This is a genomic window from Bradyrhizobium sp. S69 (assembly GCF_009766005.1).
Lineage (GTDB): Bacteria > Pseudomonadota > Alphaproteobacteria > Rhizobiales > Xanthobacteraceae > Bradyrhizobium.
Genome location: NZ_LMUK01000060.1, coordinates 428512 through 445748, shown reverse-complemented (window position 1 = coordinate 445748; position 17237 = coordinate 428512). Strand labels below are relative to the sequence as shown.

The following is a 17237-nucleotide window of genomic DNA, read 5'->3' as shown; positions in this document are numbered from 1 at the left end:
AGCCATGACCCATGAGGCGTTGGATATTTCATCGCCGATTGGCGTGGTCGCGGGAGGCGGCGCGATGCCGTTCGCGGTCGCGGATTCGCTGATCGCCCGCGGCTTCGATCCGGTGCTGTTTGCGCTGCGCGGCGCCTGCGATCCGGAGCGGGTGAAGCGGTTTCGCCACCACTGGATAGCGGTCGGCCAGCTCGGCCGGGCGGTGCGGCTGTTTCGCAGCGAGAACTGCCGGGATATCGTCTTCATCGGCAGCCTGGTGCGCCCGGCGTTTTCAGAAATTCGCCTCGATTGGGCCACGGTTCTCGAGCTCGGCCGCGTGCTGACCGCGTTCCGAGGCGGTGACGATCATCTCTTGTCCAGGGTCGGTGGCATTTTCGAGCGGCACGGCTTCCGGCTGGTCGGGATCAAAGACGTCGCGCCCGATCTTTTGATGCCCGAGGGCTGCCTGACCCGCGCCGTTCCGGATGAAAACGCCGCTGCCGACATCGCGAAGGGGCGGCAGTTGCTGGATGTACTGAGCCCCTACGACGTCGGACAGGCCGTCATCGTGATCGATGGCCATGTGGTGGGGATCGAAGACATTGAGGGCACCGACGGGCTGCTGGCGCGCGTGGCGCGGCTGCGCGGCGAGGGGCGTGTCCGGGCGAAGGCCGGCCGCGGCGTGCTGGTGAAGGCCCCCAAGACCAATCAGGACCTGCGCTTCGATCTGCCGACCATGGGGCCGCGAACCGTTGCGGGCGCTGCCGCCGCCGGGCTGGCCGGGATTGCGATCGCCGCCGGCAACACCCTGCTGGCCGAGCCGCAGGCCACGATCGAGACGGCTGACGCCGCCGGGCTGTTCGTCACGGGGTTGCCCGCTTGATGCCGCCGCGAAACCCCGCCGACGTCGAGCGAAAAATATTCCTGATCGCCACGGAAGAGTCCGGCGATCGGCTTGGCGCCAATCTGATGAAGGTGCTGCGCCAGCGCCTCGGCGGCGCGGTCCGGTTCGAGGGCGTCGGCGGCCGGGCGATGACGCAGGAAGGTCTCGCCTCGCTGTTTCCGATCGAACAGCTCTCGATCATGGGGTTTGCCGCGGTGATCAAGCAGTTGCCGCGGATTTTGCGGCTGATCCGGCTGACCGCCGACGCGGTCACGGAAGCTTCACCCGACATGCTCGTGATTATCGACAGTCCCGATTTTACCCATCGGGTGGCCAAACGCGTTCGCGCCCGAGATGCGACGATCCCGATCGTCGATTACGTCTCGCCGTCGGTGTGGGCGTGGCGGCCGGGCCGGGCGCGCGCGATGCGCCGCTATGTCGATCATGTCCTCGGGCTGCTGCCGTTCGAGCCGGAGGCCTATCGGACGCTGCAGGGTCCGCCCTGCAGCTATGTCGGGCATCCCCTGCTCGAGCAGATCGCGACGCTGCGGCCTGACATCGCCGAGCAACAGCGCCGGGACCAGGCGCCGCCGGTGCTGCTGGTGCTGCCGGGAAGCCGCCGCAGCGAAATCAGGCATCACATGGCGGTCTTTGGCGAGACGTTGAGCCGGCTGCAAGCGGAAGGCGTGGCCTTTGAATTGATCCTTCCGACCATGCCGCATTTGTTGGAGGCGGTCCAAGCGGGCGTCGCAGGCTGGCCGGTGCAGCCGCGCGTCGTCGTCGGCGAGCAGGAAAAGAAGGCGGCTTTCCGGATCGCGCACGCGGCGTTGGTCAAGTCGGGCACCGTGACGCTCGAACTCGCGGTGGCCGGCGTGCCGATGGTCGCCGCCTACAGGGCCGGCAGCGCCGAGGTCTGGATCGCGCTGCGCCTGATCCGTGTCAGTTCGGTGATCCTCGCCAATCTGGTGGTCGGCGAGAATGTGGTGCCGGAATTCATCCAGCAGGATTGCACACCGGAAAAGCTGGTTCCGGCATTGCACGAAGTCCTCGGCGATACACCGCAGCGGCGGCGCCAGCGCGAAGCCTTTGCCCGGCTGGATACGGTGATGTCGACCGGCAACCAGCCGCCCAGCGTGCGCGCCGCCGACATCGTGCTGGCGACGATGCGTAAATCGCGGCGGGCGGGTTAGCTTTTTGTTTTGGTGCGCTACGGCTTTGGCGGCGTAGCTTCCTGCCATTCGGGCACGGCGTCCTTGGGGTCGAACCACGAGGCGCCATCCGAGCGCCAAATGTGCATTTTCGGCCGCTCGGCAATCGGCGTGTCGAGGCAGCCCATCCGCAGCAGGATGGTGCTTTTGCCTTCGCGCTCGGCGACAATGTGCGAGCCGCATCGCGAGCAGAAATATCGGGTCTTGCCGGGCGAGGACTCAAAACCCCGCAGCAGGCTTTCACCCTTGATCCAGCGGAACCGGTCGCGCGGTACGTTGGCCACGGTCGAGAAGGCCGAACCGTGGGTCTTGCGGCAGGTATTGCAGTGGCAATGAACGATCGGTCCGGGATCGGAATCGACTTCGTAGGCGACATCGCCGCACAGGCAGCTTCCGCTAAGCATGGCTTCTCCGATTCAAATAAAAATCCCGCCCAGGATAATCTCCGGGGCGGGACTTTCGAACTCAGGGATTGCGTCGCTTACTTGCGGCCGGCGATATCGACGTAGTCGCGACGGGGAACGCCGGTATAGAGCTGGCGCGGCCGGCCGATCTTCTGCTGCGGATCCTCGATCATCTCGCTCCACTGGCTGATCCAGCCGACGGTGCGCGCCACGGCAAACAGCACGGTGAACATCGAGGTCGGGAAGCCCATCGCCTTCAGCGTGATACCCGAATAGAAGTCGACGTTCGGATACAGCTTGCGCTCGATGAAATAGGGATCATTCAGCGCGATCTTTTCGAGTTCGAGCGCGACCTTCAGCATCTGGTCGTCGCCATGGCCGGTCTCGGCCAGCACGGCGTGACACATCTTCTGCATGATCTTGGCGCGCGGATCGTAGTTCTTGTAGACGCGATGCCCAAAACCCATCAGGCGGACTTCGCTGTTCTTGTCTTTCACCTTCTTGATGAATTCGGGAATCTTGTCGACCGTGCCGATGTCGGCGAGCATCGCCAATGCGGCTTCGTTGGCGCCGCCATGGGCGGGTCCCCACAGGCAGGCGATGCCGGCGGCGATACAGGCAAACGGATTGGCGCCGGACGAGCCGGCGATGCGAACCGTCGAGGTCGAGGCGTTCTGCTCGTGGTCGGCGTGCAGGATGAAGATCTTGTCGAGCGCGTCGGCCAGCACCGGGTTGATCTTGTACTCCTCGCACGGCACGGCAAAGCACATGTGCAGGAAATTCTCGGCGAAGCTCAGCGAATTCTTCGGATAAACAAAGGGCTGGCCGACGGTGTACTTGTAGGCCATTGCCGCCAGCGTCGGGATTTTTGCGATCATCCTGATCGAGGCGATATTGCGCTGCTTCGGATCGTTGATGTCGGTGGAGTCGTGGTAGAATGCGGCCAGCGCGCCGACGGCCGCTACCATGATCGCCATCGGGTGCGCGTCACGGCGGAAGCCCTGGAAGAAGCGGGCCATCTGCTCGTGAACCATGGTGTGATGGATCACGAGCTGGTCGAAATCCCGCTTCTGGGTCGCGGTCGGAAGCTCCCCGTACAGCAGCAAATAGCAGGCCTCGAGGAAATCGCCGTGCTCGGCGAGCTGTTCGATCGGATAGCCGCGGTATTCGAGGATGCCGGCGTCACCGTCGATATAGGTGATCTTGGACTGGCAGCTGCCGGTTGAGGTAAAGCCGGGGTCGTAGGTGAACATCCCGGCCTGGCCGTAGAGCTTGGCGATGTCGATCACATCGGGCCCGATGGTGCCGCTCAGAATTGGGAAATCGTAGGTCTTGTTGCCGACCGTCAGTGTTGCGGTTTTGGAGCTGGATTTTGCGTCCATCGTGAGGTCCCCGATGAAATCGTTGTGAAAACCGGACTTGCCGCGGCGTTCTCCTAGGAGATAGCGCGGCAACTCGGATTGTCTAGAAGTGTCGGCCAAATGGGTATCGTATTGCCGTGTGCACTGCAAGACGGCGCCCGGGGCATGGCCGCCTTGCGCGGCCGCGGGGCCTCCAAAGGGCTATGTGGCGGCTTGATCCGCAAGCCTGGCCAGGCATTCCTCCCGCCCCAGCACCGCCAGGACGTCGAATATTCCAGGCGAGGTGGTGCGCCCGGTTAGCGCGGCGCGTAACGGCTGCGCGACGGCGCCAAGCTTGAGGTTATTGGCTTCGGCGAGGCTGCGCATGGCGGCTTCAGTGGTTTCGGCGGTCCAGGGTGTGACGGTTTCGAGGGCGGCGCGAAGCCTGCCGATCAGTTCGCGGTTTTCGGCGCTCAACAGCGCGGCGGCCTTCGGCTCGATCTGAAGCGGCCGGTCGGCGAAGATGAAATAGGCGCTGTCGACCAGTTCGATCAGCGTCTTGGCGCGCTCTTTCAGGTTCGGCATCGCCTGCAGCAATTGCGCCCGCGTGGTGTCGTTGAGTTTCGCCTTGAGGTCGGAGCGATCCGGCACGTAGTTCAGCACGTCCTCGAACATGGTCACGAGAGATTGATCGTCGGCGTGACGGATGTAGTGGCCGTTGAGGTTTTCCAGTTTGGCGAAATCAAAGCGCGCGGCCGAGCGGCCTATCGCTGCGAGGTCGAAGGCGTCGATCATTTCCTGGGTCGAAAAGATCTCCTGGTCGCCATGGCTCCAGCCGAGCCGCACCAGATAATTGCGCAGCGCCGCCGGCAAATATCCCATGGCACGGTAGGCATCCACGCCCAGCGCCCCGTGGCGCTTGGAGAGCTTTGAGCCGTCGGGCCCATGGATCAGGGGAATGTGGGACATGCTGGGCACGCCCCAGCCGAGCGCGTCGTAGATCTGGCTCTGGCGCGCGGCGTTGATCAGATGGTCGTCGCCGCGAATAATGTGGGTGACGCCCATGTCGTGATCGTCGACCACCACCGCGAGCATGTAGGTCGGATTGCCGTCGCCCCGCAGCAGCACGAGGTCGTCGAGGTTCTCGTTCTGCCAGACCACGCGGCCCTGCACCTGGTCCTCGATCACGGTTTCGCCGGACAGCGGCGCCTTGAGCCGGATGGTCGGCTTGATTCCATCAGGCGCCTGCGAGGGGTCGCGGTCGCGCCACAGGCCGTCATAGAGCCGGGTGCGGCCCTCCGCGCGGGCCTTTTCGCGCATCGCGGTCAGTTCCTCCGGGCTCGCGTAGCAACGATAGGCCTTGCCGCTGGCGAGCAATGCTTCCGCGACCTCGCGGTGGCGCGCGGCGCGGTCGAACTGGTAGATCACCTCGCCGTCCCAATCGAGCTCGAGCCATTTCAGCCCGTCCAGAATGGCGGCGATGGCCTCCTTGGTCGAACGCTGGCGATCGGTATCCTCGATCCGCAACAGCATCTTGCCGCCGAATTTGCGCGCATAGAGCCAGTTGAACAGCGCCGTGCGGGCGCCTCCGATATGGAGGAAGCCGGTCGGCGAGGGGGCAAATCGGGTGACGATGGAATCGGTCATGGTGGGAAACGGGGCCTATGCGTGAACGGCCGTGGTGTATAGCAGGTGCCGTGCATAACTAAAGCCTTGCCATAAAAGCCTTCGGATCGGCCATAGGGGCGCTCCGGGCTTGGCTGGGAGCGGCGAATTTGGCAGAAGGTCGGCTGATCCCGAACAGGAAACCCGAATGACGACAGAACCGGTGGCGACGGCAGAGGCGGGGCGCGATTTCATTCGCGACATCATCCAGGCCGATCTCGACTCGAAGAAGCACAGCCGGATCGTGACGCGGTTTCCGCCCGAGCCGAACGGCTATCTGCATCTCGGCCATGCCAAGTCGATTGCGCTCAATTTCGGCATCGCGCAGGAGTTTTCCGGCCGCTGCCACCTGCGGTTCGACGACACCAATCCGACCAAGGAAGAGCAGGAATATATCGATTCAATCCAGGCCGACGTGCGCTGGCTCGGCTACGATTGGGGCTCCGATCTGTTTTATGCGTCGGACTATTTCGACCGGCTCTATGAATGGGCGGAAACCCTGATTCGTGATGGCCACGCCTATGTCGACGATCAGTCCCAGGCCGAGATCCGCCACAACCGCGGCACCTTGACCGAGCCGGGCCAGAACAGCCCGTTCCGCGACCGTTCGGTGGAGGAAAACCTCGACCTGTTTCGGCGCATGAAGGCGGGCGAGTTCCAAAACGGCGCGCGCGTACTGCGTGCCAAAATCGACATGGCGTCCGGCAACATCAACCTGCGCGACCCCGTGCTCTATCGCATCCTGCACGCCCATCATCCGCGCACCGGAACCACATGGTCGATCTATCCAAGCTATGACTACGCCCATGGCCAGTCGGATGCGATCGAGGGCATCACGCATTCGATCTGCACGCTGGAATTCGAGGATCACCGGCCGCTTTACGAATGGCTGCTCGACAGACTGCCGGTGCCGTCAAAACCGCACCAGTACGAATTCGCCCGGCTCAATCTGACCTACACGCTGCTGTCGAAGCGCGTACTGACGATGCTGGTGCGCGACGGCCATGTCGCCGGCTGGGACGATCCGCGTATGCCGACCATTGCCGGGTTGAAGCGCCGCGGCGTGCCGCCGGAGGCGGTGCGCGAATTCATCAAGCGCATCGGCGTCGCCAAGTCGAACAGCGTGGTCGATCTCGGCATGCTGGAATTCTCGATCCGCGAATGCCTCAACCACACCGCGCTGCGGCGCATGGCGGTCTTGAAGCCCCTCAAGGTCGTGATCACGAATTATCCGGAAGGCCAGGTCGAGGAGCTGGAGGCGATCAACCATCCGGACGATCCCGCCGCCGGCACGCGCCGCATCGCGTTCAGCCGCGAGCTCTATATCGAGCAGGACGACTTCATGGAAAATCCGCCGAAGAAGTTCTTTCGGCTATCGCCGGGCAACGAAGTGCGGCTGCGTTATGCCTATTTCATCAAGTGCACCGACGTCGTGAAGAATGCCGCCGGCGAGATCACGGAATTGCGCTGCACTTATGATCCCGCGACCAAGGGCGGCAATGCGCCGGACGGACGCAAGGTCAAGGCGACCATGCATTGGCTATCGGCGGCGCAGTCGGTGCCGGCTGAAATCCGCATCTACAATCAGTTGTTCCAGAACCCGGCGCCGGACGCCGCCAATTTCGCCGGCGATATCAACCCGCAATCGCTCGAGATTCTCAGCGATGCGCGGGTCGAGCCCGCGATCGCCGAAACCAATTCACCCGATGCGATACAGTTCGAGCGTCAGGGCTATTTCGTGCGCGACCGCGATTCGACGCCGGACCATCCGGTGTTCAACCGCACCATCGGTCTGCGCGACACGTTTGCCAAGGAAGTCGGCAAGGGTTGAAGCGACAAGATCTGAAGCGATAAGATCCCGGAGTTTGTCAGTCCCGAGGCTTGGTCAGTCCCATCCCCGCGAGCGTGGTGCGGAGCGCTTGTCGCGCGAGACTGTCCCTGGCTTTCTCTTCGACCAAGATGTTGATGAGGGCGAGCCGCTTCGGTTCGTCGTCCGCTTCCGCCAGCAATTTGCGATAACGGTCGTAGTCAAATCCCGCGTCCGATTTACTCATGGTCCCGATCTCACTCAACCCATCCGAAAGCGACTGTCGCGCAACCCGTCAACGCAAGCAAGCATTCGACGCGGGAATCTACGTTGCGCTGCGCTCAGGGCTGAGAATGATTAACCATGACCGGCGCGCATGAGGCGCCGGATCAGCCGAGGCGTTGACGAACCTCGTTGCGCATCTTTTCGCGGAACTCTGTCCGGCGCGCCGGGCGTTCTTGTTCGGGGATGTTGAAGCGGTCGAACACGTTGAAATTGTCGAGGATCGGATAGCTGTCGCAGGCCATCGCCAGGATGCGCAGCAGCTCGCCGGCCGGACCAGAGGGGCCGGATATCTCCCATCGCCGGATGGTGTCGCCGCCATTGGCGGGGGTGAGGCCGCACAGCTTTGCCATGTCGGCGGGCGTCAGCGATCTGCCGATGGCTTCGCCGAGGTCGTTGCGGAGTTGTCTGAGTTCCGGGCCGGTCACTTGGGATATTCCTTGGAATCTTGCTGGGCAGGACGGATGGCGAACCAATGCCTGATTCTGCATCTGTTCCGCTATTCGCAGCAGCAGGCCGTACGATAGCATTGTGGTCCAAAGTTGGACCCAGGCTTGGATCATTGGGTCGCGTACGGGGCGTAGCCGCATGGCAGAGCGGGGCAGGGCTCAAGGCCGTAGCCAGGCCGGAACCTGGCCCGGAGGCGGCGCCGCGCAGGCCGGCGGTTTCGCACCGTCGGGCTTTGGAACCTGGTCTTCGCTCGCGGCCAAGCTGCGGGAATGGATCGCGGCCGAGGCCGGCGCCGGCCGGCTGATGCCGTGGGTGCCGGTCGCGTTCGGCGCCGGCATCGCGTTCTACTTCACCGCCGATCATGAGCCCGTGAAATGGGTCACCACGATCACCGCGACGCTGCTTGGCGCGGCGGCCTTCGGGCTGCGGCGGCACAAGATGTTTGCGGTGACGGTGATGATCGCGGCGATCGCGGCCGGTTTTGCGGTGGCGACGTGGCGAACCGCCTTGATCGGGCACGGCGTATTGGCGCGGCCGATGTATTCGGTGTCGCTGTCGGGTTTTGTCGAGGCCCGCGACATCCGCGAGCGCACTGATCGCTTCGTGCTGCGGGTCTCCCAGATGGACGCGCCGCATTCCCCCACCAAACTGGAGCGGGTGCGGCTGTCGGTGCGAAAAGGCACCGCGCCCGACGTCGGCAGCTTTGTCGAATTGAAAGCGCGGTTGCAGCCGCCGCTGGCACCGATGCGGCCCGGCAGCTACGATTTCGCGCGCGATATGTTTTTCCAGGGCATCGGCGCTTCCGGTTTTGTCACCGGCGCGATCAAGACAATTGAGCCGCCGGTCCCAGGCGGGCTGTCGTTGCGCTATGCGGCCGTGATGCAAGGCTTACGCGACGCGATCGACGCCCGCATCCGGACCACGCTCGACGGCGACAAGCGCGCCATCGCCACCGCGTTGCTGACCGGACGCCGCGACGCCATCACCACGCCGGTCAACGATGCGATGTTCATTTCAGGGCTCGGGCACGTGCTGTCGATATCAGGGTATCACATGGCGGTGGTGGCCGGCGTGGTGTTCTTTGCGGTGCGCGCGCTGCTGGCGCTGTTGCCGGCGCTGACAGTCGGCTTTCCGATCAAGAAATGGGCGGCGGCCGCAGCTCTTGCCGCCGCCGCCTTCTATCTGCTGCTGTCCGGCTGCGACGTCGCGACCCAGCGTTCGTTCTTCATGACGGCGGTGGTGTTGATCGCGGTTCTGGTCGACCGTCGCGCGGTGACGTTCCGTACGCTGGCGGTCGCTGCGATGATCGTGCTGGTGTTGGCGCCGGAGGCGCTGCTGCATCCGAGTTTTCAGAGCTTGGATACGCCTCTGGCATAAGCGTACTTTCGGCCCATAAGCCCATTGAATTGTTTAGCGTTTCCGGCTCTGCCAGAATGACGGACGTGAACAAAAACCGCTCAAAACAAAGCGAAAACCCCCGACTGACGGCGTAGAGTCCCGGAAAAAGTCCCGGAATGGTTTGGCGTGTTCACGGGGCGTTCGGGGCGCCCGCGCAGGCAAGCCAGCGGGGGCCATTACAGGGTCGCGCCGTGGTCGGCGACCGAATATCGCCCCTATGGAATTGACCGCACAGGGCGGCGCGGCTGGGCGGCGACGGGCGTTTGCCGTGGCCGGTGGGGGCCGAGGTCACTGGCCTTGGGGTCAGCCTGCTGGCCTATTTTGCGGGAGCGGTCTTGCCTAGCTCACCGGCAAGCCAGCCAATTGCGTGAGGACTTTTGAGGGGGTCGGGGCCCTCGCAATCCAAGCACTGAAACGCGCGTGGACCTCTGCCGCCTGGCGGCAGTGCCAAGGTAAGAAACGCCCCGCAATCAGGGCAAGTCGGTCGCTGTGCTTGTCCCATGTGCCCATCCTGGAACCGGGTCTCAATCGCGTCAATCAAAAACAGCATGGCGGGGCGACCGTTCCAACCGGTGGCCGCATTTTCTCAGCCTTTGGGATTCGCAGCCTGGACTGTGGCCATTCGCGGCCTTTTTCTTCGGTAGCGCCCTGTGTTTGGGGATGCCGGGCCGTATTTAGTTTCGTCCTGCCTTTAGTGCGCAGGCCACGGAGCCGTACTAACCCTGTATAACCACCAACCAACCCGCCTAGAGCGCTCCGGCCGCGTGCCGACGCGAGATACCAGCGAAACCCCAAAGATGGGGACTCCCAAAGTGAAAATCCTATCAATCAGACCGTCCCCACCGGGCGGCAATACGCTTGCGCATGTCGATGTCGAGTTAATCGACGGCGCGAAGTTATTCGGCCTGCGAGTATCCCGCGCGGACGACGGCTCATATCGCGTGTTCGGTCAGAACTCCGACCGTGGACGTACCTGCTCATTTTCTCCGGCGATCGTCGCAGATATCGCAGCAGCAACCATTTCCCAACTCCATATGGACGGGCCTTCGCAACATGACCGCACTCCGCGCAGTTAAAAACGACATCGATAGCGGTGGTATTGCAGACATCCGCAGTATCCTGATTGAGAACGGCTACTGGCCAATCCCGGTGAAGGGCAAGCGTCCTCACATTAAGGGATGGTCGAAGCTACGGGCAACAACTGCCATCATAGCCTCGTGGGATCGCGGATATCTCGACCACACCAATACAGGCATTCTCTGCGGCAACGATCTAGTTGCCATCGATATCGACGCGCCAACGCAAACGGCCTGCGATAAGTTGATCGCGCGGTTGATGAAGATTCCGGCTGCCGAAAACGCTCCGCGGCGAACGGGCAGGGCGCCGAAATGTATGTTCCTGTTCCGCGCGATAGAGCCCGGTAAGAAGGGCATTACACCAGAATTCACCGTTGACGGCCAAAAGCACCAGGTTGAGATCTTGCGCGATGGGCAACAATTCGTTGCCTTTGGCGATCACGTGGAAACGTGCAAGCCCTATCTTTGGGAGAACGGTTCGCCACTGGACATCGAAGCAACCGATCTGCCTATCATCACGTCAGAACAGATCTCCGCATTTCTTGTCGACTCTGAAGCCATCCTCGCCAGCATGGGAGAACGCGTAAAGGAAGAGCCAAAATCGAAGCGAAACGCTGCGGGCGGCAAATCGTTTTGGCAGCAAGTCAACAGCGCGGCGCTCGCCGATCTAAACAAATGGGTGCCGGCGTTGTTCTCAGGTTCGCAATACCAGAGCGGGACCGGCGCATGGCGTGTGTCCAGCGATGAACTTGGCCGCGCCCTTCAAGAAGATATCAGCATCCACCCAGATGGTGTTCAAGACTTTGGACGAGAGAAACCGGCAACGCCGATTGACTTAGTTGAGGAGTTCGGCGGCGCACCCAATCCGAAGGCTGCCGCGGACTGGTTGTGTGAGCATATCGGCATCCTGCCGGCAGACCTTGGATGGGAGCACCGTCAAGCTGTTGCGATCATCACCGGCCGCAGCGCTTTGCCGAAGCCGGCGAACGACGACGTCAAATCCCCTGTGGCCGTTTTCGAAGATCCATTTACGCCGGCAGCGTGCGGTGGCCTCATGGCGGATATTTCGCAGTGGATTCTTGATACGTCGCGCCGCCGTTCGCCCGAGTTTGCCGTCATGGCATCTATTGCATTCATGTCTGTGTTCTACGGACGGCGCGTGGTCGGTCCAACTGGATGTGGCGTGAATCTGTACCTTGCTGGCATCGCCGGGCCTGGGTTTGGCAAGGAGGCACCACTGCAGCGGTTGGTTAAGTTGCTGCAAGATTCGGACATGTCGTATCTCGTTGGCGCTGGGGAAGTCTCCAGTGCAAGTGCGATCGAAAAGATACTTCGCCGTAAGCCGGTGGTGGTCATGCCATGGGACGAGGTGGGAGACGTGCTGGAGGCGATCAACGCAAAAGGGACCGGAAATTGGGCCGCGACGATCCGCAAGGCCATGTTGGAACTTTACTCGAAATCAACCGGCGTTTGGTTCGGTAAGGAGACCATGGACGACGAGCGGATCGGAGCGCCGATCCATTGCCCGTCTCTAACGGTCGTCGGTACATCGACTCCGACGCGTTTTTATGGCGGCCTGTCGGAGAAGAACCTGTCGGATGGCTTCGCTGCGCGTATGATCTTCATTGCGCCGACCAAGCGACCCGAGCGCGGCAATCCTCGCGATAACGGCCTTGCTGTTCCCGAACCGTTGCGGAGCGCAATCAAGGACGCGCAAAAGTGTTTCCCCTGGCCATCCATGAATTCGCAGGGAAACTGGCGGGCGGCTGACGTGCAGCCGAGCCTTTATGAAGTGGCATGGAAAGATGCCGCGGCGGAAAAAGCGTGGCTGGCAATCGAGGATTGGCAGGAATCCGAGATCGAGCGAGATGAAACCAGGGACGGTCTGGTTGGGCGGTTGGCTGAGAACGCAATCCGATTGGCAACCCTACGCGCATTAAGCCGCGATCCCTCGCAGCCTTCAGTCAATGTCGGGGATATGCGTTGGGCACACGCCATCATGTTGGCCTCCGTTCGATCGCTCGATGATGGCGTCGCGAAGTATATGTCTAGCAGCCAGTTTGAGCAGCTATGCCAGGCCATTCTGTCTTCGCTTCGCTGCAGTCGCGGTGGTTCTATGTATCGAGCAGAATTGCTGAAGCGGCGCGGCATCAGTGGGTCAGACACTCGGACATTTGATGCCGCGATCGTGCGCCTTCAAGAGACCGGCGATATCGAGAAAACAGACGGCAAGCGGTTCGTTCTTTCACGCGCCAGCGGAGGGTGAGGGATTTGCAGAATCCTTGGAAAAGCTCCGCAATTGCATCGTGCTGGTACGGAAAATTGTGCCACCTACTTGCAAATTGCAAGAAAACTGCAAGTGGAGTGGTGGGTGTAAGTATATGATATATATAAATATTATTAATTTACTTGCAGATTTGCAGGATTTGCAAGGACTCTCGATCTTTCTCGGTCATTCCGAAGATACCCATGACTTGCAAATCTGCAAATCGGTTTCAAAGGAGAAGATTGATGGTTGATCCGTATACAATCGACGATGCAGACGAGTGCGACGGCGAAGCGCTGCACGTCTATGGCCGAGATGCCGCAACCGGCGAATGGTGCTGGCAGTGGGTGTCGGTTGAAACGCTCGTTGAGGCTGGCCGCGGCGATCTCACGCCATGGCTGTTCGATGAGGCATAGCAATGCCCACAGGCGTTCGGGTACCTCCGAACTACCCAGCTATAGCGTCGGAAACCGGCCATCTAAATTTACAACCATATTCGCCCTCATTTTTCCCTTCTGCATTTTCGGCGGCGCAAGCCGTAGCAACCCAGAGAGCGGCGAAAGGCTGCCAGATCCAGCACCATCACGGAACGAGACAGACCAACATGACCCCAGCCAACGACAATGACCAGCCCATCGCAGCGGACCGAGTTATAGAGGTCCGCCCGCGCCCTGACGAGCTAAACAGGATTCTCCACCTCCGCTTTCCTGGCATGGGGCCAGCGTACGGCGCACAGCTCGACGCCGCTGCGCGCAAGACCTTCAACACTGACATGACGCAGTGGTTCGGCTTGGATGGCCGATGGCACTCGACGGGCGAGCAATATCGACAGAGCAAGGGGAAGCGGCGGCAGCAAAAAGCAAATCGTGCGCCAGCGCACGATTTGGACGAAGCCGAAGCCACCACCGAGCCCGTGCGCGATGGGTGGATGTTCACCGAGGCTGTGGCCTGCCGCTGGCGAGAATACGCGCCAGTTGTAGCGGAAGGCGCGGAATTCCTGGCCGGCCGTACGACTCCCTCAGTCGGTGGCCGCCAGATCAGGTTCGATGCGGTGGAGGATGCAATGATCGCACTGATCGACGCCCAGCGAGCATCGCCTGTCACGGCCAACGAAAATGAACCCGCAGGCCGACGCCGAAGATCGCGACGAAATTATTCGCGGAATTTTGCCATAGCAGCCTGAACTGCACATTTTAAACTTAGTTCGGAACGTATCGCACTGAGGGCATCGACGATGCACGTCAGGGGCAATTTTCGCCCCGCACGTCTTTGCTCCGAGAAACTTCGACTCCGCTCACTGCGGAGTCCATTTTCTCCATCAATCCCATAATTTTGAGAATGCAGGAACCACAATGCGGAAATCGCAGATCGTCGATCTGTTGTCGCGCCGTCTCGGTGTGCGCACGACACGGCTGACGAATTTAGTTCAACGTCTGGCCGAGGCCGGTCTTTTGCCGATCGCAAAAGGACCGCCGTACCCAGATCTAACGCCCGTCGAGATTGCCCGGACGCTGATCCTGGCGGTCACGGACGAGGGGTTGGGCGCCGCCCAAGCCACGATCATGAAGTACGGTGGGTTACCCGGGCCGGGAGCCAGCCTTGAGGAAGTATTGGGCCACGCGCTCAGTCGGCGGGAGTCGCTGGTGCCGACCCGTAGTTGTCTCGAAATTCACACAGGCGACGCGCCGTACGCGGTCTTCACGGTCATCAGCGCGGACGGCGCTCGGACCCTTGTCTTCGGCGATATGCCGGACGTCGAATCTGTCGATCGCACCGTTCTTATCAGCGGTGCTGCACTTTTCGCGGTTGCCCAGGAGATCAACGGCATGTCCGGCGCAGATGTCGACAAGCTGTTGGCAGGTGCAACCGAGATGAAACCGGCCGTTTCGGCGGTCAATTAAGGAGCAAAAGCTACATGCCGATAGGGACACTATTTTCCTGGTTAACGGAAAAAGGTTACGGATTTTTACAGCCTGATAGCGGGAATCGCGAGCGCGCGTTCGTCCACGCCACCGAAATGAATCGCTTGGGCATCAGGCGCCCGATCGTTGGAACGCCTTTCGAGTGGGAGCTAATCCAGCGAAACGGCAAGCCCTACGCCGTAAACGTCGAACTCCTAAAACCCTTCGGACCCAAAGTCGAAGCCGACACCGACGATAGCGACGACGAATAAGCCGTAACAAAACACCGGAGCAACACCACAGTGGCCAAACTACCGCAGACTAAAACCGAACCTAAGACGCGGCTAGAGCGCATCGCCAGCGTCAGCCCGCGATATGTCAGCCTACTCACAAAGCACGCCGAATTGAGGGCGCGATTTGAGGAAATAGTTGAAGAGGCTAACGGTCCCCGAGGCCGTGTTGATGGCGTGATTGACGGCAAAACCGGCGCTGTCAGATACAATGCGGTGCCGTTGGCAGAGCAGGCACGACGAAGCCAAGTGGCTTGGGTATCGCAATTGCCGAAACCCAAGCCAAAGCCGATTGTTCGCCACGCGGGTGCGGTTGCTCTGCTCGACGATCTATTGCCCGAGCAGGTGCCTGAAGAACTGAGCCCGCCACCGCCGCGCGCTTCATGGCCCGGCGAACAGCGACTTGCAGAACTAGGTGCCGAGGCAGAGTCGATCACGGAGGCTCTGAAGCTGATTGCTCCTGAGATCACGAAAGAGCGCAAGCAGTACAGCCGGCTTGTGGTTGCGCAACAATCCGCGGAATATCAACAACTGGTCTTGAATATAGTCGACATCGTTCGGGAACTTGGTGGCGCAATCCTCGCGCATCACGAGTTCATCAATCAACAGCGGCTCGACGGAGTTGCGTATAGCGTGTTCAAGCCAATCAACTTGAATGCCTACGGTAACCTCAACGAACCACATACGCCGTTGCTGGCCGTGCTCATCGATGCTGCCGAGAAGGGGCATATTCGTCCGGCCGATCTGCCGCAGTTTAAGATGCCGGTTGATATTTCTTACCTCCAAGGCGGTGAATGATATGGCTACTATGCGAGATGGTAAGTTGGTGTCCCGCAAGGAACTGCGCGCCGAAGTCGATGCGCTGTTGACGCGGACGAAGGCTGCGGTGGCCAAGCGCAAGCCTAAGGCTAGCGTTAGCGTTGCTAAGCCTGCGCCGAAGCCTGTACCTAGCGCTGTTGCGAATCCCGCCGCGCCGGCACCGAAGCCCGCGTCTCGCAGCGCCAGATTACGTGCCGCCGAAGGCCAGGTGAAGGCCGCGCGTCCCAAGGATGCACGACTCGTATGGAAAGACATGACTACAAAGTAAATTTGCACGGCGTTCGGTCCTTGCGACGTGCGATCGGCGGGCGCTGTATGGAGCAGCGGCGCCCGCTAACCAACCACAGCTGGCCGCGCGGAAGTAATGCCGCTTGGTGGGTACGGGTATCTCCGAACTAGCCAGTTTACGTTTTTAAGAAACCTGTGCCAATACCACAACGCGCGCGTGGACTGCCCCGGTTCAACTGGTTGCGACCCATCCTCGACCTACCAGCGACCTATCTTTCAAGGGAATTTAGATTTGAAGCACGTCATTCCGACCCACTTGTCACCCCCTTCGAAGCGATGGGTGAAGCAAATTATTGGCGATTTTGACCTGGAAAGTTTCCATTTTCGCCTCCTCGTTAAGGCCGCCGACGCCTGGGATCGTAGCGAGCAGGCGCGAGAGCAGATTGTTCGCGACGGCATCACCACGCCCGATCGTTATGGCGTTCTGAAAGCGCATCCTGCTGTTGCGATCGAGCGCGATAGCCGTCTGGCCTTCGCGCGGCTATTGCGTGAGCTTGCGTTGGATGCTGCTGCGCCAGATACCCGGCCGCCGCGGACCGCCGACTATGGATCGCGCCGGTAATGCCCGTTCGCAAGCGGAAGAATCGGCGCAGCCCATCGGCCGGCCTTGATGCATGGGAGACGGTCTTCTCATCCGAGTTCGATTTCTTTGGCGAACTGGCTGACGCTGGAATTGCTACAGATGCCTACGGCCGACCGGACCGGGACGAGGCCCGTGCAGCGTGGCAGCGGTATGGCGCGGAGTTTCTGTCGACGTTCAGAGAACCGCACGTGCCCTGGGCGCTCGAACAGTTCGGAGAACCTTGATGCCCGCGCGATTGATACGAGATAGGCGGCGCCGCTCAGTGCGCCTCACGCCGGAGGCAATCGCGTTATTCCGGCGCGGCATGGCCGATCCACACGACCAGTACATCAGGATCGCGCTTGCTGCCGCACTTGGACGGAGCAAGTTTGCAGCAAGTCCGTTGGATCCCGAGCCACGCTCGTTGATCGGCTGCGACCGTGAGCCGGTGACCGACGTGCTGGATTTGCGCGCGCAACTTCTGAAATCCATAATCTGAACCACCGCGGCGACGCCGGATGAACGCGCGCCGTAAACTTAAATAAAGGAAAACTAAATGGCATTTCTAGGAGTAGGCGCCGCCATAGCTGGGGCGTTGTTCGAAGGCAGCGCAGTCGCT

The 17237-nt window shown here is 61.2% G+C and carries 16 protein-coding genes and 1 pseudogene; 12 read left to right on the top strand and 5 right to left on the bottom strand.

What is annotated here, in order from left to right:
* Positions 1-4 precede the first annotated feature (4 nt).
* A complete protein-coding gene (locus tag GSQ88_RS33770) occupies positions 5-862 on the top strand; it encodes an LpxI family protein (protein WP_159012569.1) in 858 nt (285 codons plus the stop codon).
* Positions 862-2052 (top strand): lipid-A-disaccharide synthase, encoded by a 1191-nt coding sequence (gene lpxB, locus GSQ88_RS33765; protein WP_174248176.1) that lies wholly within the window; start codon positions 862-864, stop codon positions 2050-2052. Before GSQ88_RS33770 ends, lpxB begins: the two co-directional genes overlap by 1 nt.
* Before the next feature lie 17 nt (positions 2053-2069).
* Here the strand turns inward: lpxB and GSQ88_RS33760 are convergent, their stop codons facing one another.
* The 3 genes from GSQ88_RS33760 to gltX all read right to left on the bottom strand — a co-directional run bounded on the left by GSQ88_RS33760 (position 2070) and on the right by gltX (position 5461).
* Positions 2070-2474: a GFA family protein gene (locus GSQ88_RS33760; RefSeq protein ID WP_159012567.1), complete on the bottom strand. Its 405-nt coding sequence runs from the start codon at positions 2472-2474 to the stop codon at positions 2070-2072.
* A 77-nt stretch (positions 2475-2551) separates the two neighbouring features.
* Positions 2552-3856: a citrate synthase gene (gene gltA / locus GSQ88_RS33755; protein WP_159012566.1), complete on the bottom strand. Its 1305-nt coding sequence runs from the start codon at positions 3854-3856 to the stop codon at positions 2552-2554.
* Between the two features lie 180 nt (positions 3857-4036).
* Positions 4037-5461 (bottom strand): glutamate--tRNA ligase, encoded by a 1425-nt coding sequence (gene gltX, locus GSQ88_RS33750; protein WP_159012565.1) that lies wholly within the window; start codon positions 5459-5461, stop codon positions 4037-4039.
* A gap of 166 nt (positions 5462-5627) precedes the next feature.
* Here gltX and GSQ88_RS33745 point away from each other — a divergent pair, with 166 nt between their 5' ends.
* The gene (locus GSQ88_RS33745; RefSeq protein ID WP_159012564.1) at positions 5628-7310 is read left to right on the top strand and encodes a glutamine--tRNA ligase/YqeY domain fusion protein; all 1683 of its coding nucleotides are present in this window, start codon (positions 5628-5630) and stop codon (positions 7308-7310) included.
* Between the two features lie 37 nt (positions 7311-7347).
* Here the strand turns inward: GSQ88_RS33745 and GSQ88_RS33740 are convergent, their stop codons facing one another.
* Both GSQ88_RS33740 and GSQ88_RS33735 read right to left on the bottom strand, forming a co-directional pair.
* Positions 7348-7533, bottom strand: coding sequence for a hypothetical protein (locus tag GSQ88_RS33740; protein ID WP_159012563.1), 186 nt, complete (start codon positions 7531-7533; stop codon positions 7348-7350).
* Between the two features lie 142 nt (positions 7534-7675).
* Complete coding sequence (locus tag GSQ88_RS33735) at positions 7676-8131, bottom strand: helix-turn-helix domain-containing protein (RefSeq protein ID WP_246785194.1); 456 nt, start codon at positions 8129-8131, stop codon at positions 7676-7678.
* 25 nt (positions 8132-8156) lie between these two features.
* Between GSQ88_RS33735 and GSQ88_RS33730 the strand changes: the two are divergent.
* The 9 genes and pseudogenes from GSQ88_RS33730 to GSQ88_RS33690 all read left to right on the top strand — a co-directional run.
* Positions 8157-9371 (top strand): annotated as a pseudogene (locus GSQ88_RS33730) (ComEC/Rec2 family competence protein); the annotation flags it as partial.
* Between the two features lie 1098 nt (positions 9372-10469).
* Positions 10470-12758 (top strand): bifunctional DNA primase/polymerase, encoded by a 2289-nt coding sequence (locus tag GSQ88_RS33725; RefSeq protein WP_159012561.1) that lies wholly within the window; start codon positions 10470-10472, stop codon positions 12756-12758.
* Positions 12759-13003: 245 nt separating this feature from the next.
* Entirely contained in the window at positions 13004-13174 is a 171-nt protein-coding gene (locus tag GSQ88_RS33720) for a hypothetical protein (RefSeq protein WP_159012560.1), read from the top strand.
* A gap of 188 nt (positions 13175-13362) precedes the next feature.
* A complete protein-coding gene (locus GSQ88_RS33715) occupies positions 13363-13941 on the top strand; it encodes a hypothetical protein (protein WP_159012559.1) in 579 nt (192 codons plus the stop codon).
* A 169-nt stretch (positions 13942-14110) separates the two neighbouring features.
* A complete protein-coding gene (locus tag GSQ88_RS33710; RefSeq protein ID WP_159012558.1) occupies positions 14111-14659 on the top strand; it encodes a hypothetical protein in 549 nt (182 codons plus the stop codon).
* Positions 14660-14673: 14 nt separating this feature from the next.
* Positions 14674-14931, top strand: coding sequence for a cold-shock protein (locus tag GSQ88_RS33705; RefSeq protein ID WP_159012557.1), 258 nt, complete (start codon positions 14674-14676; stop codon positions 14929-14931).
* A gap of 30 nt (positions 14932-14961) precedes the next feature.
* Complete coding sequence (locus GSQ88_RS33700) at positions 14962-15747, top strand: hypothetical protein (protein ID WP_159012556.1); 786 nt, start codon at positions 14962-14964, stop codon at positions 15745-15747.
* Between the two features lie 541 nt (positions 15748-16288).
* Positions 16289-16618: a P27 family phage terminase small subunit gene (locus GSQ88_RS33695; protein WP_174248175.1), complete on the top strand. Its 330-nt coding sequence runs from the start codon at positions 16289-16291 to the stop codon at positions 16616-16618.
* Positions 16619-16862: 244 nt separating this feature from the next.
* Entirely contained in the window at positions 16863-17117 is a 255-nt protein-coding gene (locus tag GSQ88_RS33690) for a hypothetical protein (protein ID WP_159012555.1), read from the top strand.
* The last annotated feature ends 120 nt before the right edge of the window (positions 17118-17237 follow it).

Bases quoted from the DNA above. Each gene is read 5' to 3' on its own strand.
- GSQ88_RS33770 (WP_159012569.1), top strand. From the start codon at position 5: ATGACCCATGAGGCGTTGGATATTTCATCGCCGATTGGCGTGGTCGCG.
- lpxB (WP_174248176.1), top strand. From the start codon at position 862: ATGCCGCCGCGAAACCCCGCCGACGTCGAGCGAAAAATATTCCTGATC.
- GSQ88_RS33760 (WP_159012567.1), bottom strand. From the start codon at position 2,474: ATGCTTAGCGGAAGCTGCCTGTGCGGCGATGTCGCCTACGAAGTCGAT.
- gltA (WP_159012566.1), bottom strand. From the start codon at position 3,856: ATGGACGCAAAATCCAGCTCCAAAACCGCAACACTGACGGTCGGCAAC.
- gltX (WP_159012565.1), bottom strand. From the start codon at position 5,461: ATGACCGATTCCATCGTCACCCGATTTGCCCCCTCGCCGACCGGCTTC.
- GSQ88_RS33745 (WP_159012564.1), top strand. From the start codon at position 5,628: ATGACGACAGAACCGGTGGCGACGGCAGAGGCGGGGCGCGATTTCATT.
- GSQ88_RS33740 (WP_159012563.1), bottom strand. From the start codon at position 7,533: ATGAGTAAATCGGACGCGGGATTTGACTACGACCGTTATCGCAAATTG.
- GSQ88_RS33735 (WP_246785194.1), bottom strand. From the start codon at position 8,131: ATGATCCAAGCCTGGGTCCAACTTTGGACCACAATGCTATCGTACGGC.
- GSQ88_RS33725 (WP_159012561.1), top strand. From the start codon at position 10,470: ATGACCGCACTCCGCGCAGTTAAAAACGACATCGATAGCGGTGGTATT.
- GSQ88_RS33720 (WP_159012560.1), top strand. From the start codon at position 13,004: ATGGTTGATCCGTATACAATCGACGATGCAGACGAGTGCGACGGCGAA.
- GSQ88_RS33715 (WP_159012559.1), top strand. From the start codon at position 13,363: ATGACCCCAGCCAACGACAATGACCAGCCCATCGCAGCGGACCGAGTT.
- GSQ88_RS33710 (WP_159012558.1), top strand. From the start codon at position 14,111: ATGCGGAAATCGCAGATCGTCGATCTGTTGTCGCGCCGTCTCGGTGTG.
- GSQ88_RS33705 (WP_159012557.1), top strand. From the start codon at position 14,674: ATGCCGATAGGGACACTATTTTCCTGGTTAACGGAAAAAGGTTACGGA.
- GSQ88_RS33690 (WP_159012555.1), top strand. From the start codon at position 16,863: ATGCCCGCGCGATTGATACGAGATAGGCGGCGCCGCTCAGTGCGCCTC.